24 protein-coding genes are annotated in these 26,260 nt (G+C 47.8%); 20 read left to right on the forward strand and 4 right to left on the reverse strand.

Annotation, left to right across the window (positions count from 1 at the left end; translation table 11 throughout):
- Positions 1–42 precede the first annotated feature (42 nt).
- The 6 genes from AC1VYS_RS03315 (at position 43) to AC1VYS_RS03340 (ending at position 5,302) form a co-directional block, all read left to right on the forward strand.
- Complete coding sequence (locus tag AC1VYS_RS03315) at positions 43–1,602, forward strand: hypothetical protein (protein WP_482912986.1); 1,560 nt, start codon at positions 43–45, stop codon at positions 1,600–1,602.
- Positions 1,603–1,801: 199 nt separating this feature from the next.
- Entirely contained in the window at positions 1,802–2,002 is a 201-nt protein-coding gene (locus tag AC1VYS_RS03320; protein ID WP_482912987.1) for an AbrB family transcriptional regulator, read from the forward strand.
- Complete coding sequence (locus AC1VYS_RS03325) at positions 1,999–2,406, forward strand: type II toxin-antitoxin system death-on-curing family toxin (protein WP_482912988.1); 408 nt, start codon at positions 1,999–2,001, stop codon at positions 2,404–2,406. Before AC1VYS_RS03320 ends, AC1VYS_RS03325 begins: the two co-directional genes overlap by 4 nt.
- A gap of 162 nt (positions 2,407–2,568) precedes the next feature.
- The gene (locus AC1VYS_RS03330) at positions 2,569–3,306 is read left to right on the forward strand and encodes an ABC transporter ATP-binding protein (RefSeq protein WP_482912989.1); all 738 of its coding nucleotides are present in this window, start codon (positions 2,569–2,571) and stop codon (positions 3,304–3,306) included.
- Positions 3,307–3,322: 16 nt separating this feature from the next.
- Positions 3,323–4,579: an ABC transporter permease gene (locus AC1VYS_RS03335; RefSeq protein ID WP_482912990.1), complete on the forward strand. Its 1,257-nt coding sequence runs from the start codon at positions 3,323–3,325 to the stop codon at positions 4,577–4,579.
- A gap of 312 nt (positions 4,580–4,891) precedes the next feature.
- A complete protein-coding gene (locus tag AC1VYS_RS03340) occupies positions 4,892–5,302 on the forward strand; it encodes a hypothetical protein (protein ID WP_482912991.1) in 411 nt (136 codons plus the stop codon).
- 1,094 nt (positions 5,303–6,396) lie between these two features.
- Here the strand turns inward: AC1VYS_RS03340 and AC1VYS_RS03345 are convergent.
- Positions 6,397–7,665 carry a BaiN/RdsA family NAD(P)/FAD-dependent oxidoreductase gene (locus tag AC1VYS_RS03345; RefSeq protein WP_482912992.1) on the reverse strand — a complete coding sequence of 423 codons (1,269 nt, stop codon included), beginning with the start codon at positions 7,663–7,665 and terminating at the stop codon, positions 6,397–6,399.
- A 194-nt stretch (positions 7,666–7,859) separates the two neighbouring features.
- On the opposite strand from AC1VYS_RS03345, the gene AC1VYS_RS03350 reads away from it, so the two are divergent.
- The 3 genes from AC1VYS_RS03350 to nadE all read left to right on the forward strand — a co-directional run bounded on the left by AC1VYS_RS03350 (position 7,860) and on the right by nadE (position 11,206).
- Positions 7,860–9,554, forward strand: a complete 1,695-nt coding sequence (locus AC1VYS_RS03350) for a two-component system sensor histidine kinase NtrB (protein WP_482912993.1) — start codon at positions 7,860–7,862, stop codon at positions 9,552–9,554.
- Between the two features lie 221 nt (positions 9,555–9,775).
- Positions 9,776–10,210 (forward strand): BrxA/BrxB family bacilliredoxin, encoded by a 435-nt coding sequence (locus tag AC1VYS_RS03355; protein WP_090924929.1) that lies wholly within the window; start codon positions 9,776–9,778, stop codon positions 10,208–10,210.
- A 186-nt stretch (positions 10,211–10,396) separates the two neighbouring features.
- Positions 10,397–11,206, forward strand: a complete 810-nt coding sequence (gene nadE, locus AC1VYS_RS03360; RefSeq protein ID WP_251511654.1) for an ammonia-dependent NAD(+) synthetase — start codon at positions 10,397–10,399, stop codon at positions 11,204–11,206.
- A 150-nt stretch (positions 11,207–11,356) separates the two neighbouring features.
- Here the strand turns inward: nadE and AC1VYS_RS03365 are convergent, their stop codons facing one another.
- Positions 11,357–11,500, reverse strand: coding sequence for a hypothetical protein (locus AC1VYS_RS03365; protein ID WP_482912994.1), 144 nt, complete (start codon positions 11,498–11,500; stop codon positions 11,357–11,359).
- A 105-nt stretch (positions 11,501–11,605) separates the two neighbouring features.
- On the opposite strand from AC1VYS_RS03365, the gene acpS reads away from it, so the two are divergent.
- Positions 11,606–12,022: a holo-ACP synthase gene (gene acpS / locus AC1VYS_RS03370; protein WP_482912995.1), complete on the forward strand. Its 417-nt coding sequence runs from the start codon at positions 11,606–11,608 to the stop codon at positions 12,020–12,022.
- A 96-nt stretch (positions 12,023–12,118) separates the two neighbouring features.
- Positions 12,119–13,387: an A/G-specific adenine glycosylase gene (gene mutY / locus AC1VYS_RS03375; protein WP_482912996.1), complete on the forward strand. Its 1,269-nt coding sequence runs from the start codon at positions 12,119–12,121 to the stop codon at positions 13,385–13,387.
- A gap of 860 nt (positions 13,388–14,247) precedes the next feature.
- On the opposite strand, the gene AC1VYS_RS03380 is transcribed toward mutY, so the two are convergent.
- Positions 14,248–14,859 (reverse strand): superoxide dismutase, encoded by a 612-nt coding sequence (locus AC1VYS_RS03380; RefSeq protein ID WP_482912997.1) that lies wholly within the window; start codon positions 14,857–14,859, stop codon positions 14,248–14,250.
- Between the two features lie 418 nt (positions 14,860–15,277).
- On the opposite strand from AC1VYS_RS03380, the gene AC1VYS_RS03385 reads away from it, so the two are divergent.
- The 9 genes from AC1VYS_RS03385 to AC1VYS_RS03425 all read left to right on the forward strand — a co-directional run bounded on the left by AC1VYS_RS03385 (position 15,278) and on the right by AC1VYS_RS03425 (position 24,775).
- Positions 15,278–15,703, forward strand: coding sequence for a GNAT family N-acetyltransferase (locus AC1VYS_RS03385; RefSeq protein ID WP_342554104.1), 426 nt, complete (start codon positions 15,278–15,280; stop codon positions 15,701–15,703).
- A gap of 297 nt (positions 15,704–16,000) precedes the next feature.
- Positions 16,001–16,606, forward strand: coding sequence for a signal peptidase I (lepB, locus tag AC1VYS_RS03390; RefSeq protein WP_482912998.1), 606 nt, complete (start codon positions 16,001–16,003; stop codon positions 16,604–16,606).
- Between the two features lie 184 nt (positions 16,607–16,790).
- Entirely contained in the window at positions 16,791–18,752 is a 1,962-nt protein-coding gene (queG, locus tag AC1VYS_RS03395; protein ID WP_482912999.1) for a tRNA epoxyqueuosine(34) reductase QueG, read from the forward strand.
- Between the two features lie 21 nt (positions 18,753–18,773).
- Entirely contained in the window at positions 18,774–19,799 is a 1,026-nt protein-coding gene (locus AC1VYS_RS03400; protein ID WP_154891897.1) for an HD domain-containing phosphohydrolase, read from the forward strand.
- Positions 19,800–19,976: 177 nt separating this feature from the next.
- Entirely contained in the window at positions 19,977–20,240 is a 264-nt protein-coding gene (locus AC1VYS_RS03405) for a YneF family protein (protein ID WP_090924578.1), read from the forward strand.
- A 56-nt stretch (positions 20,241–20,296) separates the two neighbouring features.
- Positions 20,297–20,890, forward strand: a complete 594-nt coding sequence (folE, locus tag AC1VYS_RS03410) for a GTP cyclohydrolase I FolE (protein ID WP_090924577.1) — start codon at positions 20,297–20,299, stop codon at positions 20,888–20,890.
- A 115-nt stretch (positions 20,891–21,005) separates the two neighbouring features.
- The gene (locus AC1VYS_RS03415; protein WP_482913000.1) at positions 21,006–21,878 is read left to right on the forward strand and encodes a lipoate--protein ligase family protein; all 873 of its coding nucleotides are present in this window, start codon (positions 21,006–21,008) and stop codon (positions 21,876–21,878) included.
- A gap of 71 nt (positions 21,879–21,949) precedes the next feature.
- A complete protein-coding gene (locus AC1VYS_RS03420; RefSeq protein ID WP_482913001.1) occupies positions 21,950–22,174 on the forward strand; it encodes a hypothetical protein in 225 nt (74 codons plus the stop codon).
- A 327-nt stretch (positions 22,175–22,501) separates the two neighbouring features.
- Positions 22,502–24,775 carry an S-layer homology domain-containing protein gene (locus AC1VYS_RS03425; protein WP_482913002.1) on the forward strand — a complete coding sequence of 758 codons (2,274 nt, stop codon included), beginning with the start codon at positions 22,502–22,504 and terminating at the stop codon, positions 24,773–24,775.
- A gap of 143 nt (positions 24,776–24,918) precedes the next feature.
- Here AC1VYS_RS03425 and AC1VYS_RS03430 read toward each other — a convergent pair whose 3' ends face one another.
- Complete coding sequence (locus AC1VYS_RS03430; protein WP_482913003.1) at positions 24,919–26,211, reverse strand: Fe-Mn family superoxide dismutase; 1,293 nt, start codon at positions 26,209–26,211, stop codon at positions 24,919–24,921.
- Positions 26,212–26,260 lie beyond the last annotated feature (49 nt).

Genomic DNA, 26,260 nt, shown 5'->3' on the forward strand with positions numbered 1-26,260 from the left:
TGGCGTTAATTCAACCAAAAATGAGAAGGAGTGTATATTATCATGAAAAAAGTGAATCGTTGGGTAAAATTGTCGGTATTGTCGGGTACGCTGGTAGCTGGATTGCTGGGGGCTTCACAGGCAACCTATGCAGATAGTTATAACAGCAACAGCAGTGGTAATTTGGATCTGAATGCAGGTCTGCGTCTGGAACTGGGATCGTTGTTGTCAGGACAACGTGACGCTGGTTACGGGAATACTGGCAGCTATGGGGGTTCCTCTAACGCAAGCGGTGCATTAAATCTAGATCTAGGGCTCAATGCTGGTGTATCCGCCGAGAACATGAACCGTTACAATAACCAATCTTCGGACGTTACAAGTGAGCGTCGTAGCTCTGGCAAACTTGGCCTCGGTTTGAATGCCAATGTGTCGGGAGAAGCAGCAACGATGAACGAGTATTCACGAGACGGTCAGGCACGCAACGCAAGTAGCAATTACGCTAGCGAAGGCCGGGGTAAGCTCGATCTGGGTCTGAACGCGAAAGCGGAAGGGGAGAGTGCAACAATGGCTCAATCCGAACGCAGCAGTAACGTGAACGACCGTGAGCGTACCGCAAGCAGCAGCTATGCCAGCGAAAGCCGCAGCATGCTGGATCTGGGTCTGAACGCGAAAGCCGAAGGAGAGAGTGCAACAATGGCTCAATCCGAACGCAGCAGTAACGTGAACGACCGTGAGCGTACCGCAAGCAGCAGCTATGCCAGCGAAAGCCGCAGCATGCTGGATCTGGGTCTGAACGCGAAAGCCGAAGGAGAGAGTGCAACAATGGCTCAATCCGAACGCAGCAGTAACGTGAACGACCGTGAGCGTACCGCAAGCAGCAGCTATGCCAGCGAAAGCCGCAGCATGCTGGATCTGGGTCTGAACGCGAAAGCGGAAGGGGAGAGTGCAACAATGGCTCAATCTGAACGCAATAGTAACGTAAACGATCGTGAGCGTAATGCAAGCAGCAGCTATGCCAGCGAAAGCCGTGGCAAGCTTGATCTGGGTCTGAACGCGAAAGCGGAAGGGGAGAGTGCAACAATGGCTCAATCCGAACGTGGCAGTAACGTAAACGACCGTGAGCGTACCGCAAGCAGCAGCTATGCCAGCGAAAGCCGTGGCAAGCTTGATCTGGGTCTGAACGCGAAAGCGGAAGGGGAGAGTGCAACAATGGCTCAATCCGAACGCAGCAGTAACGTGAACGATCGTGAGCGTACTGCAAGCAGCAGCTATGCCAGCGAGAGCCGTGGCATGCTGGATCTGGGTCTGAACGCGAAAGCGGAAGGGGAGAGTGCAACGATGGCTCAATCCGAACGCAGCAGTAACGTGAACGATCGTGAGCGTACTGCAAGCAGCAGCTATGCAAGCGAGAGCCGTGGCATGCTGGATCTCGGTCTGAACGCGAAAGCGGAAGGGGAGAGTGCAACGATGGCTCAATCCGAACGCAGCAGTAACGTGAACGATCGTGAGCGTACTGCAAGCAGCAGCTATGCCAGCGAAAGCCGCGGCATGCTCGATCTCGGTCTGAACGCTAATGCGGATGCAGAAAGCGAAACGATGACCATGGTGGAGAGCAATCAATAATATGAGTTTTTCACTGTAACATGAAGAAGCAGGGGCTCCGGACCCTTGCTTCTTTTTTTATATTTGTCCAACTATCCTGGGTGAATCATGGTAAATTGTTATAACAGTTGAATGGTATAATTCTAGGAGGAATCTAAATGAGTAGGGTGAGAGAGATGGAACGAAAGTAACGAAGTTTGGTAACAGCCTTGGAATAACGATGACAGAAGCATTCAAGCAAATTGGACTTGAGCAAGGAGACATGGTTCAGGTAGGGATCGACCAAACGAGCGGAGAAATTATTATTAAAAAGTCGGTCAAGGTAAATTTGCCTAATGGAATAAGTAATGATTTTATGGATACGTTAGCTTCTGTTATGGATGAGTATGATCAAACTCTGAAAGGTCTTAAAGACAGATGAGTCTCATTCGTTATTTAATTATTCAGGAAGTAATTGCGATCAATGTTGCGATGATAAAACGGTATAGCCCGGGAGAGCAGATTGGTGTAAAAGATTCTAATCTGCTTGAATCTGCTGTTCTTGGACCGCAATCATCTGCTTTTGGTGACGAAGCGTATCCGATAGTCTATGAGAAGGCGGCTTCAATTTTTCAGTCGTTAGGTCAAAATCATCCTTTTCATAATGCGAATAAACGAACAGCTTTTACTGCATTAGTCATATTTTTACGTTACAATCATATTTACTTTAAAATGGAGCAGGCCTTAGCTGAGGATTTTACGGTTGATATGGTCAACCACAAATATTCATTTGAAGACCTTACTTCGATGATTCAAACTCACTGTTGGTCTGAGGAGAAAATATAATAGGGATCAAAGAATGTATGAGCAATAAATCATGGAGTTTTAATGGTTTATTGTTTTTGTTTGCCCACTTTTGCTCAATTTGATCAAACATGATACTCAAAACTCATTTACAATATAAATAGTTCATTATGTAAAAAAGGATAAGAACAGGAGTGTTAAGCCATGCAGCACGCATCGCAGGAAGAAATAGATTTACCTAATTCCATCCTGAACGTACATATTCGCGAAGCAGGTTACGCGCCAGGGCAGTCTACGATCCGGAATATTCGGATGCACGTGGCGCCGGGAGAGTTGGTCGGGATTATCGGACCCAATGGTGCAGGTAAAAGTACAACCATCAAGACATTGCTTGGCCTGCTGGAGCATGCCGATTATGATGTAACCATTGGTGGGGAAGGGCGTTATGCCTACATTCCCGAACAGCCTGTTTTTTACGAGTATATGACCTTGTGGGAACATCTTGATCTGGCTGCTGCAGCGTATGAAATAGAAGAAGATGTATTCGTGGCGAGAGCGGAGGAACTGTTAGTCCGTTTTGGTATGGATCATGTTCGCAATGATCTGCCAGCGAGTTTCTCGAAGGGCATGCGTCAGAAAATGATGCTCATGATCGGTTTTCTCTCCTCACCGGATATCTATATTGTGGACGAGCCATTTATCGGTTTAGATCCACGTGCGACAAAGGATTTTCTGAAATTACTTGATGATGAGCGTCGCCGCGGAGCAGGTGTGTTAATGTCTACACACGTGCTGGATACGGCTGAACGGATATGTGACCGTTTTATTTTGATTGCTGCCGGCAGGTCGGCTGCGGAAGGAACATTGGATGAGATTCTGACTACGGCGGGAATGCCAGAAGCGTCGTTGTTTGATTGTTTTGACACGTTAACATCGGATTGAAGAAAGGAGAAACCTGATGGTCGAGCGCAAACGTTATACCCCCCATCTTCTATATCAGAGAAGACAGAAAGAGTATCTTCGGGAACAGTGGCGCAACTTCAAACTTGTGGTGGACTGGACAGTCTGGCTGTATCTGCTAGTTCCAGGAATGTTATATTTTATCGGCTACTACGCCAGTCTGTGGACAAAAGCATTGCCAGCATGGGCAAGCGGGGGCATATCATTCCCTATATTAACGGGGATTATCGAACTGATCATCCTGACGGGTGGAGTTCTACTTTTTATCGAAGAAGCGGATGTATTGTTCCTGAAATCGAGAAGGGTATGGATGCGAACACTGATGATGCGAGGACTTGTGCGGGTGACGGTGTTACAACTTGGAAAAATGATACTTATTACTGCAGTGGTTGCACCGCTGCTCGTTCGTGTGTATGAAATGTCTCTTTTACAGATTGTGCTGACATGTTTCTGGTTGGGAACCGTAGCGTCACTTCAAGTCATTGCTATACATATTATCAAAGTTCGATATACGGGATGGCGGCGCTGGCTCTCATTGGCCTCACTTGTGATCGCCATGGGATGGATGACTGTTCGCACATCAGCTTGGATGTTAGGGGACATGTATACGTGGAAAATCATGCTCAGTATTGCCGCCGTTCTGCTACTGCTCATTACGATGATCCAGATGAGATTACGCATGAAAGGTACGTTTGAAGGCGATGTGCGCGAGGATTTGAGAAGCAGGCTCAGGTTGACTGCACTGATGTTAAGTCAGGCCGTGAGCAAGCCGAAGTCTCCACAGACACGAACAATTGTTTTTCGTAAACCTCGCAAACTATTTCGTAAACGCTCCATTTCGAATCGGACAGCAGAGATCGCGTTTAAAGCTTTTTTTCGGAATTCCGAGACGTTGAAATTGTATTTGCAACTAGGTGGGTTGTCTATTGCAGCGGTAGCCTTGCCACCTTTTCCGGTCAATGTCATCGTATGTGGGTTACTGGTCATTATGCTAACCGTGATGTTGTACCGTGCCTGGGATGGATTGGCTACGTCGGAGTATGTACAGCTTGTCACGTATGATTCTGCTGCGCTGCATGAAGCAGGCTCCATTATGGTGCGTATGTTATTGCTCCCACTTGTTGCAGTGATGGGGTATGTCATGGGAGTGTTCTGGCTAGGCTGGCTTGTTGCTTTTCTGACTGCTGCATGCACGGCCGTTTTTGGTTATGTCGTAGTGTCCGTTGCGGGCTCGATTAGACAGACCCGTGCTTGATTTTACAAAAATGTGCTTGAAAGGATTTGCTGCCGAGGACGCATATCACATATGTTTCCTGCCCATGCTATAGAAGAAAAGTTTTGTGAATCACATGAGTGTCATGAGTGTCATGAGTGTCACGACTGTCATGAGTGCTATAAGTGCCATAAGTGCCATGAGCGTCATAAGTGTCACATGAGTCATAGGTATCGTGGAAGACATGACTGTCATAGGGTCCTGTGTATGCAGGTCTTGATCCGTAGATGTCTTGACGTTCAATGGGTTTCACGGACTGAGGTTAGAAATATCTATAGTGAGGAGAAGTTGAGCATGATGGATAACGGTGAGCTTCAAGTGCATTTTTCCGATCCTTCGGCACTGCTTGCGGCAAAAGCAACCTTGGAGGAACTTGGCTATAAGCCTTACCAGTCTGCACCACTTGAATTATATATTCCGACGGATCGCCAAGATCCGCAGTCGGCTGTAGAGATTGTGCAATCCCATGGAGGGAGTGCTGTGTTTGCTTCCTCAGTGGATGAACTGGATCAGTTCCAAAACGTATCCATTCCGGCACATCTGGTAAATGAGGACTGGAACGAGAGTTATGCACGTGGTGGAAACCAGACGATGAACGTGGGTCAGAGTATCGATCAGGGTGTTCATCAGGGCAAACATAACTACAGTGATGACCCTGTTTATGATGATTCTGCGGATGGATTTTCCGGCAGTGTTAAAGCTTAAGGAAAAAACTGCACACACGAATACATTTCCCCCGTACCTGTCGCAGCAAACTGCAGGGTTCATCTGAAACTTACCTTGGAGCTGTAAAAAGTATTAAGCAAAGCAAAAGGCACCCCTTCGGTCATGGATAATGACATGTAGGGTGCCTTTTTTAGTACACGCCGCCAATGATGCAGGTTGAATGAGTGTCCCATGGGCTATCGCTGTACCTGAACATTTTCTAACGATCACAGAGAACGCTATTTGCTCTATTTAGAGGTGTTTGAAAATCTAACGATCTCCAGAGACGTTATTTTAGTAGAAATGGCTCATTTCAAGCTGTAAAGGCCTGTTTGGTGCCAAATAGCGTTCCTGGTGATCGTTAGAATTTAAAAATGAATCATTTCCACGGAATAAGGTTCGTGGTGATCGTTAGCGCTTGAACCATGTGTAGAGCGACCCGCCAACTACCAGCATCATAGCGAAACGGACCACAATAACCGACACTAGGCAACATATTGATGTGCAGATTAAAGCCACGTCTGCAACGTGGATACAACACCGATACCTGAGAAATGGCAAGCAACATTTCACCACAACAATAGTCTGCGAATAGACATACTGCGCTTACTCCATGCACTGGCCTTGATCCCGTACGTCCATATCGCGTTGTAGTAGACACTTGCCCCGATCAGGGAGGCCGAAAGCAAAAAGCAGAGCACCCAGCACCGAGCACCAAGCACCAAGAACCAAACATCAAGCACCAACCACCGAATACCAAGCACCAAACATCAGGCACCAAGCACCAAGCATCAAGAACCAAGCATCAAGAACCAAACATCAAGCACCCAGCACCAAGCATCAAGCATCAAGAGCCAAGCACCAAGCACCAAGCATCAAGAACCAAGCATCAAGAACCAAACATCAAGCACCCAGCACCGAGCACCAAGCACCCAGCACCGAGCACCAAGCACCAAGCACCAAGCACCAAGCATCAAGAGCCAAGCACCAAGCACCGAGCACGAAACACCAAGCGTCAAGCACCAAGCATCAAGAGCCAAGCACCAAACACCAAACACCCAGCACCGAGCATCAAGAAGCAAGAACCAAATTACCTACGCGTTACCATGTCTGTACTCAGCAGCATTCATGCCAGCAGTGTATCCAGTGGAGAACGCAGCAGTAATATTATAACCGCCAGTGTAACCGTGAATGTCGAGCACTTCCCCGCAAAAGAATAGTCCGGGCAGCAGCTTGGATTCCATGGTTTTGGGGTATATTTCCTTTAAGTGAACTCCACCTCCGGTAACAAAGGCTTCTTTAAGTGATCTTGTGCCGTCTGCGCGGAAAGTGAAGGACTTCATTAGCTCGCACAGGTGACTTAACATGCCTTTCGGAAAATGGTGAAATGTGAGGTCATCTCCAATTTCGGCACGTTTCATCAGTAGAGGAATCAGACGCTCGGGCACCCATGCTTTTAAAATATTTTTGACAGCCTTGCGCGACTCTTGCTCTAGGCCTTGTTTCACTTGTGCTTCCAGCGCAGCTGGAGTAAGGTCAGGAAAAAGGTCGATGCTCATGGTGACCTGCGTACTCCCGGACTTCATCTGAACCTTGCGAATAAACTGACTGCAACGCAGGGCAACCGGTCCGGATACGCCAAAATGGGTGAAGAGCATGTCTCCACGATGGGAGATGACTGTCTTGCCTTTGGCATCGAGTACGGACAGAGCAATATCGCGCAGAGACAAGCCCTGCAGCTCTTTGGACTGAATCCAGCTCTCACCGGATACAATCGGTACTTCGGTTGGATATAGCTCTGTTATGGTATGGCCCGCTGCTTCAGCCCAGGGATACCCGTCACCGGTGGAACCGGTTTGCGGTACGGATTTGCCCCCCGTTGCGATAATGACGGAGCGGCCGTGAATGATTTTGCCTGAAGCGAGCTTAACGCCCTGCACTTGCTGACCGTTATGAATAAGCTCTTTAACAGGTTCTTTCGTACGGATCTCGACACCAAGAGAAACAATTTTCCCAACCAGTGCATCAACAACCGTCTTGGCTTTGTCCGTGACAGGAAACATTCTGCCGTTGTCTTCTTCTTTCAAGGCAATGCCGAGATTTTCAAAAAAACGCATGATGCCCTGATTGTCCAGATTTTGAAACGAGCTGTATAAAAAACGGCCATTACCCGGAATATGTCGAATAAGCTCATCCGTTTCTTTGGCATTGGTTACATTGCAGCGTCCTCCGCCGGAGATGCCCAGTTTGCGGCCTAATTGATCTCCTTTATCCAGCAACAGCACAGATGCTCCGTGCTCGGCAGCTGCCACACAAGCCATCAGACCAGCAGAACCGCCACCTATTACGATAACGTCATACATACATAATTACCTTCTTTTTGATTGATTTTGTCTGTTTTTTATAGACAATGTCTGTTACTGCCTTTTTCTGAAATCAGACAGGGTGATTCGGTGTTCTATTATGCAGCCTTAAGCGATATATTGTAATATGCTGTCGCCTATGTTTTAATCAGAATTAAATGAGGGAATGTACAGGCAGAGGAGGAGATGACGTTGTGGTTGCGTTAAAGGACATTCTTTTACAAGTACTGCTAGCCGGATCGGCAGTATTCCTGATTCCCTTATTTTATTTGGGTCTCTCCAAACAACAGGTCATGCGAATGGATCATGCAGATAAAGTCAATTTCAGCTTTGCGGCAACAAGTATCATTAGTATGCTGCTCTGTCTACTTTTTGCATTATCCGTAGGTTCCGAGACCGTTCCTATATCCCTAAGTATTATCCCGGTTACTCTTGCGATTCTATATTGTAAAGCCCACATAGGCGCTGCCTTGTCTATTCTACATATTCTCTTCTATTTTCTGTTAGCACATCCCTATGATCTGTACGGATTTCTTCTTCATACGGGAATACTTCTCTATCCTATTGTATGGTTGTCCGCCAAACGATTCAAGCATAATACATGTTCTCGCAAAATGAATACGGTCATTGCGCTGATTACCGCTGAACTGGCTGTTGCAAGTCTGTTGTGGATGGTTTATGTCTATCCTGACACGACATATTCCAAGCTTTATCTGATTTTGTCGGCACTCGGATACATGGCAGGTGCACTGGCTGCTGGGAGCATGAGTCAACTGTGGCTGGATCGGATGGGACGTTACCGCGGAATGGAACAGCAACTATCTGAAGTGCATCACCATTACATGAGTGAAACGGAGAAACTGCACCAGATTCTGAATGCAGTACCTCTTTCTATAGCCACGGTAGATGTCGAAGGCAAAGTTGTGTTTGTAAACGAACTGATGAAGCAAACGGCCAAAGAACAGCTTCCGTGCACATCGGCACATAACTTAATTGGGCAACATGCCAGTCAATTTGTCGAGCGAGAACAGGCAGATAAGATGGAACACAGCATCCAGCAAGCCGTTGTACATGGTGAAGTAAGTGTGCTTACGGTGCGATACGGATCTCATGTATTTCTTTCCCGAACGGTCCCGATTTATGAGTATGTTACAAAAGGCTCGAAGGAAGTCTCGGGAGCTATGCTTATTATTCAGGATGTTACCGAGCTTGAGATGTTGCGTAGCGAACTTGATAATGTGGATCGTCTAAGCTTGGTGGGACAGATGGCGGCAAGCATCACACACGAGGTGCGCAACCCGATGGCTGTGGTGCGAGGGTTTCTTCAATTAATGCAGGAAAAAAGTCCGGATTCCCTGAATCATTATTATCGAATTGTTATGGAAGAGCTCGACAGAGCCAATAGTATCATCAATGATTTTCTGTCCTTGGCTCAGAACCGTATTGCGGAAAAAGAAGAATCACAATTACACGATATCATTCATGAACTCAGTCCTTTGCTATGGGCCGACGCCAATCTGCGAGGTCAGAGCATCGAACTGATGCTGGCCCATAACGTGCCGAAGCTGCATCTGAATGCGAAAGAAATTAAACAAGTCGTACTGAATTTGGCTCGTAACGGAATGGAAGCGATGACCGAAAAAGGTGTGCTTACCTTGGAAACCCGTATGGTCGATGACAGGGTGGAGCTGTGTGTGCACGATACGGGGCCGGGGATACCGCCAGTGAAGCAGGAAAAACTGTTTGAACCTTTCTATACAACCAAAGCAAAAGGAACCGGACTGGGGTTATCCATGTGTCTAAGCATTGTCGAGCGGCATAATGGCACAATCTCCGTTGAATCCGAAGAAGGGCAGGGGACGACGTTTAAGGTTGCCTTTCAACGTTAGAGCGTCAGCATATTTTGCCAGACCATTAGCCATAATAATTGAGAGAAAGCTGTTCCGCAGGTGTTGTCTGAACCTTGCTTTCATTGCATGGGGATGTATAATAGGAATAGCACAGCGTGTATCCATTTTTTTCGATATGGACGCATTCGTTGGTGCATCGCTATTGTACTCTAACTTTTCAAACGAGATCATAGAACAACCATTATAAGGAGTGAAACTGAATGTCGATGTCATTTGATCAATACATGAGAGATATGGTTCAGCCAATGCGGGATGAGCTGACTCGTCTGGGAATCCAGGAACTGCGTACACCAGAAGAGGTTGAAGCAAGCTTGCCGGATGCTAAAGGAACAGCACTGGTCGTAATTAACTCTGTATGTGGATGTGCAGCAGGTCAATGTCGTCCAGGGGTTGCTCAGGCACTTCAGAACGATTTAACACCAGATCACCTCTACACTGTATTTGCTGGTCAAGACAAGGAAGCAACGGCAAAGGCTCGTGAATTCTTTGCACCATACCCACCATCCTCACCGTCTATCGCTTTGTTGAAAGACGGAGAACTCGTTCACTTTATCGAGCGTCACCAAGTGGAAGATCGTTCTGCAGAGGAAATCGCGGCTGACCTGACAAGTGCATTTGAACGTTATTGCCGTTAATCTGCTCCATAGGACGCCCCGCACTTCGGATGCCCGATGCCGGGGCGTTTCATTTTGGACAGATCAGGTTATTGAACCATTCGAGCTTTTCTAGCTGGACATCAGAATACCTTTCAAGCTAAGTATCAAATACCTTTCAAATGGGGCATCAAAATCCTATCTTAGTCGAAACGGGGTGTATGAACGATGAGTTTGCAACAACAGATCATCGCTGAATTGAAGGTTAAACCAAGCATTAATGAAGCCGAGGAAGTACGCAAGCGTGTGGATTTTCTTAAAACGTATGTAAAAAATTCCGGCACCAAAGGACTGCTGATTGCCATCAGTGGCGGTATTGACAGTGCTGTAGCTACGGCCCTTTGCAAACAAGCAACGGACGAGCTTACCGCAGAAAACAATCAAGAGTACAAAACGCTGGGTGTGTTCCAGCCTTATGGAGAGCAAGCGGACATCCAGGATAGTTATGCTGTAGCCAAAGCATACGATCTGAAGCATGTTGTGGAAACAAACATCGAGGATGCCGTGAATGAAATCGCACTGGAAGTGGAGCAGGGCTTCAAATCCCTGGGTAGTCCGCGCCATATGACTCACCAAGGCAAGGGCAATGTGAAAGCAAGAACACGTATGGTGATGCAATATGCGCTTTCTTTTGAAGAAAACCTGCTGGTCGTAGGTACGGATCATGCATCCGAAGCGATCACCGGCTTTTACACCAAATGGGGCGACGGAGCCGTGGATATCACACCACTGAGCACTCTCAACAAACGTCAAGTACGTCAGCTCGCTGCTTATCTTAAGGTGCCGCAATCCATTCTGGATAAAGCTCCTTCGGCAGGGCTATGGGAAGGTCAAACCGATGAGGACGAGCTGGGCATTTCATACGAAGCGAACAGCGATTACCTTGAAGGCAAACAGATCGACCCGGCTGCACAAGAGCGTCTGGAGTCATTTTACACACGCACACATCACAAACGTAATGCGATTCCTGGTATTTAATTCGGGTGATGAACGTATCGAACGTGTGAATGCACCGTGTGGCATTTAAGTTTTGGAGAAAATATTCAAATTGAATTGAGTAGGATTATTATGAATTTGCATGAAAGAGTCTCGAAAGGGACTCTGATTTGAAGAGGGGTCACTGCTTGCTTAGAGCGGTGGCTCTTTTTTGTTATTTTCATTCGTCATGTGTTTTGGGTATAGGGTTGAGCTGGAGCGGATATCCAAGATGATGGGGAAGGGTTTTGTTAAAATTTTAGCAAAATTGGAAATGCCGATAGTGGATGCTCGCATCCGTGTACGCCTCCTGCTACAATAGAATACGTGTTCGGAAAGTTGCGGATCGTTTGAAGTATGGATTATCTTTAACAGCCTAAAAGATTAAGCGGGTGAATCGTTATGATATATGGCATTGGCAATGATGTATTAGAGATTGACCGTATGCGCAGGCTGTTGTCTGGTCGCCATGCAGAGGCGTTTATGAAGCGTATATTAACTCCAGCTGAACGTAAGATCGCCGCTAGTCGCGGGAAAAGGATGACTGAATTTGTATCGGGACGTTTTGCGGCCAAGGAGGCCGTTTCCAAAGCATTTGGCTGCGGAATCGGTGCTGTCATGGGTTTTACAGATATTGAAGTGCTGCCCGATCCATCGGGTCGCCCAGTTGCTTCGTTGTCCAGTCAGGCTTGGGAGCGTCTGCAGCTGCCGTATGATATACAATATGAGATTCATCTAAGCATTACCCATCAGACGGAGTTGGCAGCAGCATTTGCGATTGTGGAGCAAGTACATGAAGCGAATGGGCTAGATATATAAGATGGGTTGGCGAACGAAAAGAACAAGAACAAGCGAGTGAGAGTCAGACTGGGAGTCATATAACTGAGAATCGTGGATACAGGAAAGGAAGGACATATGGGTTTACAAGAACAGAAACGACATTTCAGTGTGAATTTGCTGGATTGGTACATGATTAATCGTCGCGATTTACCGTGGCGTCGCCACAACAATCCGTATTTTACGTGGGTTTCGGAAATTATGCTGCAACAGACACGTGTAGATACGGTGATTCCGTATTTTAACCGATTCATCGGGAATTTTCCGACCGTACAAGCTCTTGCCGAGGCACCGGAGGAAGAGGTGCTGAAAAACTGGGAGGGGCTCGGATATTATTCAAGGGCGCGTAATCTTCAGGCAGCAGCAAGGCAGGTTATGGAGCTGCATGGCGGAGAGATGCCGCAGGACAAGCAGAGCGTCTTTGCGTTAAAAGGGGTCGGCCCGTATACAGCCGGAGCCATTCTCAGCATTGCCTTCAACCAGCCGCAGCCAGCGGTGGACGGCAATGTGATGCGGGTACTGTCCCGATATTTCCTCATTGATGAGGATATAATGAAGGGCAGCACCCGGGTTTTGATGGAAGAGCTCGCGGGAGAGCTCATTCCGGAAGGGCGGGCGCGTGATTTCAACCAGGCGCTGATGGAACTTGGCGCGCTGGTGTGTACACCCAAAGCGCCGCACTGTTTGACTTGCCCGGTGATGGAGCAATGTTCCGGCAGGATTGCCGGAAGGGAGCTTACGTTGCCGGTCAAGACCAAAGCGAAGCCGCCGCGCCCTGAGCAGCGGCTGGTTGCCCTGGTGGAAGGCCGCGGTGCTCATCGCGGCCGTGTGCTTGTGCGCCAGCGCCCGGAGACAGGCCTGCTCGCCCGGATGTGGGAGCTGCCGCATGTGCTGGCGGCGCCTGCCGTAGCGGGCAAGGCGGCAGCGCCGCTGGCGGATGAGCCGGCCATGGCATTGCTGGCCGGAAGTCTGTGGGCGGAAGGCTTCGCTGCCCGCCCGGAAGGGCTGGCTACCCATGCGGAGCATGTGTTCAGCCATATTGTCTGGAGCCTGCAGGTGTACAAGTGCACCGAGCAGGACCAGAGCAGCGAGCTTCCGCTGATCGCTGCGGAAGCCAGAGAAGCCTACGATGCACAGGTGGCATCACAGATGGAAGCAGCTCCAGCTACAGAGTCATTTGCATCTACCGCCGCTCGTGCGGCGCAGGAAGCCCTGACAGGTAAAGGCGATGGTCTTAAGTATCAATGGATCGGCCCGGAAGATATGGAGAAACTCGCGTTCCCTAATGTCTTTCTGAAGTTGCTACGCAACTATTTTGCTGGAGCCTATGATGAAGTTACTGAATAATAACGATGGCCAATTGGCTAAGCATAGGATTAGATGAACCATCTCTAAGGGATGTGGAGAAGAAAGGGAAGAGGTACCGTTATTGTATTGAGAGATTTCTTCTAACGATCTCCAGAAACCTTATTTTGCGAAAAATGAGGCCTGCAAAATTCTAACGATCATGAGAGACGCTATTTTCCTCGAAAACGTGCATTTGGCGCAATATTCCACCGGAAATAGATAAATAGCGTCTCTGGAGATCGTTAGAATTTAGATTGGCTGAAAAAAGCGCAAATAGCGTTTCTGGTGATCGTTAGCGCAGGTTGGCAGTCTTAGGTAAGCGCGTGGTATGGCTTCCAGTATGGAGGTAATTCACCGATGAGCGCGTGGCATGGCTGCCAGCATGGAGGTAATTCACCGATGAGCGCGTGACATGGCTTCCAGCATGGAGGTAATTCACAGTAAGCGCGTGGCGTGGCATGGCTACCAGCATGGAGGTAATTCACGATAAGCGCGTGACATGGCTGCCAGTATGGAGGTAATTCACGGTGAGCGCGTGGCATGGCCTGCCAGCCTGGAGGTAATTCATGGTGAGCGCGTGACATGGCCTGCCAGCATCGAGCTCATCACCGACCCCTCGATCAGGGACACACAAGTGTCAAATATGCGTCGGAGCCCCTTGGGAAGCCTTAGTGAGCATGACATCAGTCTTCGGCCCCTGCGGCACAGTCTGCCCGCATGCGTTATGGCCTTCCATCAGAACATCCCGCTCTATCTGATACGTGCCCCGTATATCCAATACGCTCCACTCAACACTCAACAAAAAAGAGCCCGAGTCGATCACAAGGATCGATTCAGGCTCTTTTATTCTAACCGCAGTCTTATTTCGCTGCAGCGTAACGTTTGTTAACTTCATCCCAGTTGATTACGTTCCAGAATGCACCGATGTAATCAGGGCGTTTGTTTTGATATTTCAGGTAGTAAGCGTGCTCCCATACGTCCAGACCCAGAACTGGAGTCAGACCTTCGAAGAGCGGGCTGTCTTGGTTAGGCGTGCTAGTGATGGACAATTTGCCATCTTTGCCTACAACGAGCCATGCCCAGCCGGAGCCGAAACGAGTTGTAGCTGCTTTAGCGAAGTCTTCTTTGAACTTGTCAAAGCCACCCAGTTCGCTGTCGATTGCTACTGCGATATCACCTGTTGGTGCGCCGCCGCCGTTTGGTCCAATGATTTCCCAGAACAAGCTGTGGTTAGCATGTCCGCCGCCGTTATTACGAACCGCTGTGCGGATGCTTTCTGGTACGCTGTCCAGGTTAGCGATCAGATCTTCCAAGCTTTTGTTTTGCAGTTCAGGAGCGCTTTCCAGAGCTGCGTTCAAGTTAGTTACATAAGTGTTGTGATGGCGATCGTGGTGGATTTCCATCGTTTGTGCATCGATATGTGGTTCCAGTGCATCGTTAGCGTAAGGAAGTGCTGGTAATTGAAAAGCCATAGTGAAATACCTCCTGAGATTTTGTGATTTGTTGTTAAGGTACATATGTAATAATACCCTTGCCATTATTATTAAACCGCATTCGGGATAATTAATCAACATTTTTGTTTATTAAGTCCCCCGAACCGTTAATCAAAAGCCAGGCCAGAGATAACAAACATATTTTACCCATTATGAATAAAATTATGAGATTTCGGCGGAGAAAATCGTTAAAATTCAAACGGAATCAATGTAAACGTTTACAATAAAGCGCTTTCAGAAGAAAATGCGTGTTTTATGGAGAAAAGTATGGTTTAATTGACGAAGAAGCGGTATTTTCTCGTTTTTTGTCATTATATGAACATCGGGTTTTTGGTAAAAGGGGACCCCCTTTTTTGTAAAACCTCATCTTAAGCTAACGAAAAGGGAGATTTAAAACATGCACGTTCGTTCCTTTCAGTTGAGTGATGCAAGCCAGATGACGGAGCTTCTCCAGGTTGCACTATCGGAAGAGTGTTATGAGAACACGATGGGCCCGTTTGCCCGTCAATTGTCATGGGATTCTGACCTGATCATGGTTGCGGAAGAAGAGGGAGACCTCGTCGGCGCTTTGATTGGTACGATTGATCAAAACCAGGGATGCATCTATCGTATTGCGGTTCATCCAGACTATCGTCGCCGCGGTGTCGGCAAAACACTTGTCGAGGCTATGGAACAGCGGTTCCAGCAGCGCAAAGTCAGCCAGATTTGGGTGGCTGGTGATGAGCACAACAAAGCAGCCATGCCTTTGTACGAAGCAATGGGGTATGGTGCCAGTAAGATTCTGAGTGCTTTTCAGAAACTTAGTATTTTGTCCAAGGCTTAATCGGTGCAGGTGAATTCGGTGTAGGTTAGACAAAGAAATAAAGAGATTTTCATTTTATATTAGGCATATCTGTTCACGCACTATGACGTGACGGATATGCCTTTCTATTTGTATGAGGATGCAGCGTTTGATATGCGACCTGTTTTCCTTTTTCCAAAGTGTGGTTGGGAAGAGTCTGTCCGTTCGTATGCTGGTGGGCATCTCCAATTGTTTCGCTCTGCCAAATAGAGTAGACTGAAAGGGAGTATTACCTGTCAACAAATGTTTAATCTACAAACTGATAAATGAGGTGTCTCTTTGAATTCTAACATGCCTTCTGTGGAGCATTCGACTTTCGAGGAGCAGAATCAGAATTCTGTGCCTGAGCAGTCTGGGAAGTCCTGGACAGCCGAGCTGTGGGATTGGGTGAAGACCATTGTGGTTGCTTTTGTGATCATGATGTTGCTGAACCTGTTTGTATTTAACCTGTCGATGGTCAAAGGACAGTCCATGCAACCGACGCTGGTGGAGCGTGATCGTCTGTTTGTCAACAAAATGGTATATCATTTCGGTGAACCGTCCCGGTCGGATGTGATTGTGCTTCGTGACCCGAGTGAAGGTACGGGGAAGAAGGATTACCTGGTGAAACGAATCGTTGGACTTCCCGGTGATACAATTGAGGTCAAGGACCATCATCTATATGTTAATGGCGTTCAGCAGACAGAGAGTTATACGGACATTGAAGTGCAAGATCCTGATTTTGGGCCGATCACGTTGGAGTCGGATCGTTTCTTCGTCATGGGAGATAATCGTCACGAGGGCAAAAGCAAGGACAGCCGTTTGTTTGGGAGCATTGCTTCCAGCGAGATTGTCGGCAAAGCCGAGTTTATTTTCTGGCCATTCTCCGAGATGAAAAAGCTGTAAAATGTTGGACTACAACAACTTCGAAGCGAAATTTGCGTTTAACCATACAGGCACGTAGACTGTACATTCTATTTTATGCTAGACCTATATCGTTATAGTTAAGCGCCTGGTCTCTTAAGTGAGGCGGGCGTTCATTGTTTAAAGATAACGAGATTACGTGCCTTATAGAAAAGAGGGAAGAACAATGACGAGCGTACGGACCGGGGCAGCACAGGCCGCCTCCGTATGGGAAGCGTTAAAGCAGGAGATCAAGGCAGCTGGCCCGGAACTGGGCATAGATGATATTGGGTTTGCTTCCGCGGACCCCTTTGTGTCGCTTAAATCGCTGCTGGAGCAGTCTCGGGATAAGGGGTATGCGTCAGGATTTGAAGAGCCGGATATTGAAAAAAGAGTACATCCCGCCCTTCAAGATAGCGCACCTGCTTCCCTGATTGCTATAGCTGTGGCCTATCCGTCCAAAATGGTGAACCCGCCGAAGTCGGAGCCTGGCGCGTACCGCGGCATTTTCGCCCGTTCGGCTTGGGGACAGGATTATCACCAGGTGCTTCGCACAGCGATGGACAAGCTGGTGAATTTTATCCGTGAACGCGTACCGGAAGCGATCATTGAAAGTATGGTGGACACAGGTGCGCTTGTGGATCGCGCTGTCTCGCAACGGGCGGGGATCGGGTTCAGTGCCAAAAACTGCTCGATTATATCGCCCAAATTCGGTTCATGGATATTCCTTGGGGAACTTGTCACGAACATTCCATTCCCGCCGGATACTCCGGTAACCGAGGATTGCGGTGAGTGCACGAAATGCATCGATGCCTGTCCTACAGGTGCGCTGGTTGGCCCCGGCCAATTGAATGCGCAGCGCTGTATTTCTTTTTTAACCCAGACTAAAGGGTTTCTGGATGAAGAGTTTATGCTGAAAATAGGCAACCGACTGTACGGTTGTGATACGTGTCAGATTGTATGTCCGAAGAATCGGGGCAAAAACTGGGATCATCATCCTGAGTTTCATCCCGATCCGGAGGTTGTAAAGCCATTGTTATTGCCGCTACTGGATATCGGCAACCGTGAATTCAAGGAACGTTTCGGTCAAAGTTCTGCCGCTTGGCGGGGAAAAAAGCCGATCCAGCGCAATGCGGTCATTGCACTGGGCAATTTCAAAGACAAAAGCGCTGTACCGAAGCTAACGCAGGTACTGAAGCGTGATCCGCGTCCGGAGCTGCGGGGGACCGCTGCCTGGGCGCTGAGCAGAATTGGAGGAGAAGACGCCATGAGAGCTATTGGGGAAGCTGCCGCGATCGAACAAGATGGGAACGTGCTAAGTATGCTGCAGAAAGCCAAGGAGAGATTATTATCTTCTGAGACCTTACCCGATCAGCCGCAGGCTGAGCAAGTGAATGTGACGCAGCAAGTGCAAGAGAAAAAGCAAGATCAAGTGGAGAAACAACAACAACCAGATACAGTGGATGCTGTGCAACACACACAAGCTGCATCTTTATCTCAGATAAGAGATACAGAGTTTGGAAAGGACATGTCGTGGACTGCTAATGGTAGTACGAGTGAAAGCGATGGTGAACCTGAGGGCGCTGTATCCTCTACCAAACCCGAAGCAGCCGCATGGAAACCATCTGCGGTAACTGGGCTTCACGGCAAACCTGTATATTATGATGAGGTGCTGACACCGATTGGCACACTTACCTTATGCGCTACCGACGAGGGACTGTGTCATATCGATTTTGGCGCTTTTCATGTTCGGGAAGCTCATCTGCAACAATGGGCCCGTACGTGGGTCGGTGAATACCGATATGAGAAAAACGAAGAGAAGCTCAGCGAAGCTGCGGGGCAGCTAGTGCAGTATTTTGCTGGGGAAAGAACGACATTTGACTTGCAGCTTAAGCAGTATGGTACTGCATTCCAGCTACAAGTTTGGGAGGTTCTGTCCGATATATCTTATGGAGAAGCCTTAACCCACCAAGAAGTTGCGGAAAAGATCGGCAGGCCCAAGGCTATACGTGCAGTTTTGGATGCTATTAGCAAGAACCCAATCCCGATTATTATTCCTTGTCATCGATTGAGCGGTAAAGATGGCACTCTGGTAGGTTACGTAGGCGGTCTGCAAACCAAGGAGCAATTGCTCACATTGGAGCAGTAATCGTAAGAGCGGGGGACGTTCATGAAGTATGTAAACGTGGAAAGCGTGGAGGCGGGGGAGATTTTGGGCAAGACGGTGTATTCCAGTAATGGGACAGTGTTGTTGTCTGCCGGAGTCCAGCTCACCGTGTTTATGGTCAATACGCTGAAGCGTATCGGGGTAACCACGCTGTACATCCAGGATGAAGCGTTTAAAGATGTGGATACAGAAGATATTCTGGATGAAGCCACGAAACGGGCCATTATCAATGAGATGAGCGTTACGCTTGAAGCGGTACGATCCGGCAAAGACTGGAGTCCGAAGAAAGTCGCGCTCAGTATAGACAAATTATTGAATGATGTGCTAAACGGGCGAGAACTGCTGGTGCAGTTAACCGATATCCGAACCCAAGACAATGCACAATATGTTCATGCGATGAATGTTTGTTTGTTGTCTTCCGTTATCGGGTTAAATATGGGACTTAACTACAATCAGCTCAAGGATCTGGCTGTAGGTGCCCTTTTACATGATATTGGGAAAGTAGGCGAGCCTCCGGGTACTGTTCCTACTTCAAAGCTGCATCACACATGGCGTGGCTTTGAAGTGATCAAGAACAAGCGTGAGTTCAGTCTGCTCGTTGCGCACACTGCACTTCAACATCATGAACATGAGGACGGCAGTGGTACACCAAGGGGAATCAGAGGGAAGGACATCCATCTTTTTGCCAAAATTGTAAGTGCAGCTAACATCTATGATAATCTCATTAACGGTCTGTCAGGCAGCAACATGCTTCCCCATGAAGCGTGTGAGGCAATGATGGCGATGTCCGGAACGAAGCTGGATCGCGATATTCTGATTGAGTTTAATAAAAGTGTATCCGTATATCCTAACGGGACTGCTGTTCGGCTGTCTACGAAAGAGACCGGCGTCATTGTCCGCCAGCACCGCGGGCTGCCAGGAAGACCGGTTATTCGGGTGGCTCACGGCAACACGCGTTATTCGCTGGATGTTGTTGAGATTGATTTGGCCAAACAGAACACGATCTTTATTGAAGGAGTACTGACGTAAGTGATATAACTGGAAAATGCGTTTGCTCAGGACGTGTGGAAATGCTATGATAATTCTCAGGAAATCCGGTCGGTGTTATGTTTGCATCATGGTATAAATCTTCATCATTCATGATGTGTACAAGCACGGATCATCCGTTTTTTAAGATTGCATATTGCATACAGAGGTGTCTAAGAGATGGATATTGTAATACCGATTATTACATTGATTGTGGGTCTGGTCGGTGGATTTTTCATCGGGGTGTTCTACCTGCGTAAACAGCTTGAGAAAATGCAAAGCGACCCTGACATGTTACAGAAAATGGCGAAGCAAATGGGTTATAACCTGAATGGCAAGCAAATGCAGCGTGCCCAGCAGATGATGAAGAACCAGCAACCAGGCGCAAAGATGCCTCAGCCGACTCAACATCCTGCGCGTAAAAACTCGGGCCGCCGAAAATAATAGCTGTGGGTGATTAAATCGCTTGCAGGATGTGGTTCGAAAGGAGGCGCTTGGCAGTGGCTGGCGTGAAAGATTATTTGAATTCCAAAGTATCCGACAATCGGGAGAAGATCGAGTATCATGTCGAACAAATTCTCAAATTGATCGGAGAAGATAGCACACGTGAAGGGCTTCTGGAAACGCCTGCGCGTGTAACCCGGATGTACGAAGAGATTTTTGGTGGATATGAAGTGGATCCCCGTGACGTGCTGGGTGTCACCTTTGACGAGAATCACGAAGAGCTGGTCATCGTGAAAGATATCGTTTACTACAGCCAGTGCGAGCACCATATGGCACCGTTCTTTGGTAAAGTCCATATTGGCTATATACCAAGCGGGAAAATTGTGGGTCTAAGCAAAATGGCACGCCTGGTTGAAGCGGTAACACGCCGTCTTCAAGTACAGGAACGTATTACATCGCAGATTGCGGACATCTTGACCGAAGCAGTTGCACCGCATGGTGTGATGGTTGTCGTAGAAGGTGAGCACTTGTGCATGTGCTCCCGCGGCGTGAAGAAACCGGGCAGTAAAACGGTAACGTCTGCTGTACGTGGATCTTTCCGTGATAACCCTGCACAGCGTGCGGAGTTTCTGTCTCTGGTCAAAGAGTAATTATAAATAAGCCGAGTTCCTTTGGGGAACCGGCTTATTTATATAGGGCTTTTTTTTCGTATTTGTCGGAGGGACTGAAACTACATATGAATTCGATAGTCGGAGGTTATGGACGATGAATATACCTTCCCAATCCAACCAACTGCCTGAGTCAGAGAAGAGCGAGTTGACTGTACAAAGAATATCCACTGAGCAGCATTCATCGCTGCGTTTGCAAATTTGGGAGACACCGCTTATGCGCCTTGGCAGCAGTGTACTTGATGCTTTTGCATGGGAAGAAGTGATGTGCAGACGTGTTGGAGCAGGCCATCTGCCTGTTGCTCATATATGGCGACACCCAGATGCCTTTGTGGCCGGCTTACGCGACCGAAGGCTGCCTCGGGCAGTCGAAGCGATGGATGTGATCAAAGGTCAGGGGACAGCCGTATGTGTACGGCCTTCTGGTGGGGCCGCAGTTCCGTTGAATCCGGGTGTTGTGAACGTGTCGCTGATCTTGCCCAATCCAGGGCACGCAATTAATATTCATGATGATTTTCGCGAGATGGCTTCGATCATTGCCGAGTCGTTAACTCCTTGGTCAACTCAGGCACAGACAGGAGAAGTGCAGGGGGCGTTCTGTCCTGGGGATTATGATGTCAGCGTTGGTGGATTGAAATTTTGCGGTATTGCTCAGCGGCGTCAGGCCAAAGCGTACATCATCACGGCATTTATCATTGTGGAAGGTCAGGGGGATCGGCTTGCTGCGGAGGTGCGTAAATTCTATGAAGAGGCCTCGGGAGGGATAGCCGAAGGATATCCTGAGGTAAAGCATGGAACTATGGCAAGTCTGCAGGAGCTGGCAGGGGTGCCATCCACGGCTGCGTATACGGCTTCGCTGGTACGCACATTGCGCAACAGGTATCCTCATGCAGCGACAGAACGGGTGCTTTCTGTTGGTGCGGATGAAGTTTTGCTGACAGCAGAGCAGATGAAACTGCGGTACGACTAGGTTCTTTTTCGGCAGGCTTGGAATTGGGTAACATAGATGGTATGATGTGATTTCGGAAGGAGAGGATTAGAGTGGAAACATTGAGATATACATACCTGTATGAAGTCGTTTCGACAGGTGAAAAATCTGAATTCAGCCAGATGGCAACCAGTAAAGAAGAGGCTGCTGCTTTGATTGTGGGACGTATTGCTGATCTGGAGTTCACAGAAGAGTCCGATATCAAACTCGGTGATCTGATCGCCATTAGCAAACAGGTTGGCGACAACTATGTAGCGTGCGAGGGTTGTGCTTCTTAACATAGTCATGTTATGTATGAAGTTTAATATGAAGTTGATATTCAGGCGGATCTCTAATGAGAGGTTCGCTTTTTTTTGCGTGGATTTCATCTTTTGGGTCAGATAACATCGATAAAACGTGAAATATGTCGTATTTTGTTCAGAAAATGTTCAGAATATTTTGATATGATCTCTCCATAAATATAGACGAAAATTTCTTTGAGAAGGGAGATCAAAGATATGCAGGCTAATAAACAGGGAAATACAAGGGTTCATCGTTTAACAAAGATTTGTATCGTCATGATCTTGATGCTGGCTTTACCGTTTTCGACATGGGGGGCAAAGGTAGTGAGAGCAGATTCAGGATTTGAGGTAGTTTCTCCTCACTTGCTCTCACCTAGGTCGGCTAAAATCACTATAAGATTAGATCATACAGCTACAATATATTATGATCTGCAAACAGGCACCCAGTGGCCAGATGTCACTGATTCTAGCTTAGAGGGATACAAAGCCAATGCAATCTCGAATCATACGTCTTTTGAGATTCAGCAGGGGGTTGATAAGACGATTGTTCTTACTAATTTAACCCCGGAAACCAATTATTCAGTTGTTATCATGGAAGAACAAGGAGCAGGTAATCCTGTCCAAATCCTTGTAGCGGAAGGTTTTCAAACTTTGGTGACTCCAGATAATGTAAAGGCAACGTTAGTTAATGATAAGGTGCATCTGACCTGGACGGAGGAGCCTGAGCGCACATACACCGTTTATAAGTATGAAGGTACTGCCGCTCCTGCTAATCCAGTCGATTGGATTGATATAACGAATACCCTATCAGTAGAAAATGAAGTTCCAGACTTGGTAGATGGAAAAACGTATATTTTTGCTGTAACTTCTACGTATCAAGATAGCCAGGTACATTCTGTATCCGATTATGTCGTATCTAATGTAATAACACCTGGTTTGCCTGCTGCACCAGCGGCTCTTACTCCGCAGGTTATTAATGGACAGGTTCAGTTGAATTGGAGTAGTGTACCTGGGGCAGACGGGTATGTCGTATATATGTATCAGGGCAGTGATGCGCCACAAGATCCTAAGAGCTGGACTAAAGTAGCGGGGCCAATGAATGCATTGCAGTATACCGTTTCAAATCTAACAAGTGGTCTGCCTTATGTATTTGCTGTTCGGTCTTCGAGCAGTGCGGGGATGTCGGAGTTTAAAGTGTCCACCTCGGTAACACCACAATCTCAAGGCAATAGCGGTGGAGAAGTGGTTGTGTCGCCTTCTCCAACACCATCTACATCTTCGCCTACATCTTCATCACCGGTCTCTTCGGCTCCACAGAAGGAAATTATTAAAGTGGATGTGGCAAATGGCGAGATGGCTTCCACCATTGATTCATTGGAAATCAGCCGGACTCGTGGAACAGATGGTACGATAAAAGACGAGCTTGGATTAAATCCAAGTAAAGCGCAGTCGGTTATTGATCAGTTGAAGAAAACGGGCTCACGTACCGCTGTTGTTCTGATTCCAGACGCGAAAGATGAAGTCTCTCAGTGGGATGTGAAACTGGCGCGGGAATCAACTACACTATTCACGGAGCAAGGAATTGAGCTGGTTATTTCTAATCCAAACGTAAAAGTAACCATTCCAGCCTCCTCTATGAAAGACAGAACAGATGATGTATATTTCCGCCTGGTGCCTGTAAAGAAACAGGAGACACGTCAGGCCATTGAACAAAGGTTGCTGGCTAACGAGACGATTACTCAAATCGCCGGCACCAAAGATATTCAGGTACTGGGACGTCCGATGACCATTGAAACGAATCTGCAAAGTCGTCCAGTAACACTTGTCCTGCCAGTAGACAGCAAACAGCTTGCAGGTGTGAAACCAGCGGATCTTGGCGTGTACATCGAGCACAGCAACGGAACAAAAGAGCTGGTACACGGTAAAGTAGTGACATTGAATAAAGATAATAACCAGCAAGGCATCGAGATCAGTGTGGATCAGTTCAGTACCTTTTCCGTGGTACGGGTCAAAGACTGGGCTGATGACACGGCTATAGCCAAACCTTATATTCGCGGGTATGCAGATGGTCGTTTCCAACCGGAGTGGTTCGTAACACGTGCCGAAATGGCCACACTGATTACACGTGTAATGGATACAACGTCAGCTTCAATGGAAAACGCGTTTACTGATGTTAAAGCCGGGCACTGGGCTTATCACAGTATCTCTGCTGCTGTCCAAGCCGGGTACTTCACAGGGTACACAGACGGCAGCTTCAAACCGGAACAAGGGATAACACGAGCAGAGATGGCTGGTGTATTACAACATTTGCTGAAAGGTGAACAGGCGACGACCTCCGAAGCAACAACTGCATTCACGGATGTGAAGCAGCACTGGGCCCAGGAAGCGATTGCTCGTCTAGATGCAGCAGGAGTTCTTACGGGATATACAGATGGTACCTTCCGTCCTGAAAAATTGGTATCGCGTGCTGAAGCTGTGACCATAATCAACAAATTGATTGGTCTTCAGCCTGCAGCAACAACGCTAAAAACCTGGTCGGATGTGCCTGATACCCACTGGGCTTACCAAGCAATTCAGGCCGCATCCATTAAGGAATAACGGTCGAGTTTTATTGAACTTGTGAAAATAAGTAAGGTTAGTTGGGCAAATTATTGGCCTGCATGGGGTGATAAAGGAGACATGTTCTAAAGAGATATCTTCAGTCTTTGACTGGAGATATCTCTTTTTTTACATTCGCTGCTCTAATAAGGCGGCCACAGCAGCTTTCGTGCCGTTTCATACCGTTCTGCGACAGCAGGCCAGTAGACGACATTCCACCAGTCTTCAATGTACTTTTTGCGTTCGTTTTGATGTTTGAGATAGTAGGCATGCTCCCATACATCCAGCGGCAAGAGTGGAACGATATCGGATTGGGACAAGTTCTGATGTTTTTCGGCCTGCAAAATTTCCAACCTATGCGCTCTCGGACTCCAGACCAGCATCGCCCAGCCGCTACCTTCTACTTTATTCGCCGCTTCAGTGAATTGATTTTTGAATGCTTCATAGCTGCCAAAATCACGTTTGATCTGTTCTGCAAGCATGCCGGTTGGCTTGCCGCCGCCCGCCGGGTTCATAATTGTCCAGAAGATCGTGTGCAGATAATGCCCTGCCCCGTTAAAGGCAAGTTCGCGCTCCCAGTGCTTGATGAGTTCAAAATTATTCTTTTTCCGGGATTCAGCGAGTTTCTTCTCCGCAACGTTCAAACCGTCCACATAGGACTGATGGTGCTTGTCATGATGAATGCGCATCGTCAGTTCGTCAATATGCGGCTCCAAGGCATTATACGCGTAAGGGAGGGGAGGCAACGTATGTCCGCCAATTGGAACCGGCTTTTCTCTTACAGGGGCAGAAGCAGGCAGGGGTTCGGCAGGAGCCGTTCCACCCGTTAAAGGTTGGATTGACGATGATTGCACCTGTGCGAAAGTATCAGGAAATGCATTGGTTTGCCCTGCAGAAGAGGCGGATGTTTCCTTGGCTTCAAGGCGTAGATCTTGGGCTACTTTGGCATTAATACTGTGCAGTGCATTTTCCAGTAGTACAGATGATGCTGGTTCTGCTTCCCGCAAAATGCCGGGTTGACTCAGCGTTTCCAATACCCCCAGGAAATACTCCGATTCACGGATGATATGCAGGATGAAGGTTTGAGCAAGTGGGACCGCACGCACTGCTGCACTTTGCTCCAGCATGATATAAAGCTGCTTGATAAACTCTTTGGACTGATGCTTTGCTGTCTGGACGAGTTGATCGATACTTCGCATGATATAGGGGGCAGGCGGCTGGGTTGCTGGCAACAGCTGTTTTATCAACTGATTCGCCACTCGCTCGCTGTTCGCAAAGGCTGCTTCCCATTCCTCCAGCATTTTAACGTAGGGAGCTTCCAGATCAGGAACCAGTGCGCGAATAACAAGCGTATGTTCTTTCTCTTGCTCTTTCCAGAAACGGATTTCTTCCAGCATCCGCAAAGGCAGCAGATGGCCGTATCCATCGCAGTTCATATCCGTTATACCTCCAATCTTTCAGATTATTTTACGAATCAGATACTTC

This window comes from Paenibacillus sp. G34 (assembly GCF_056856875.1).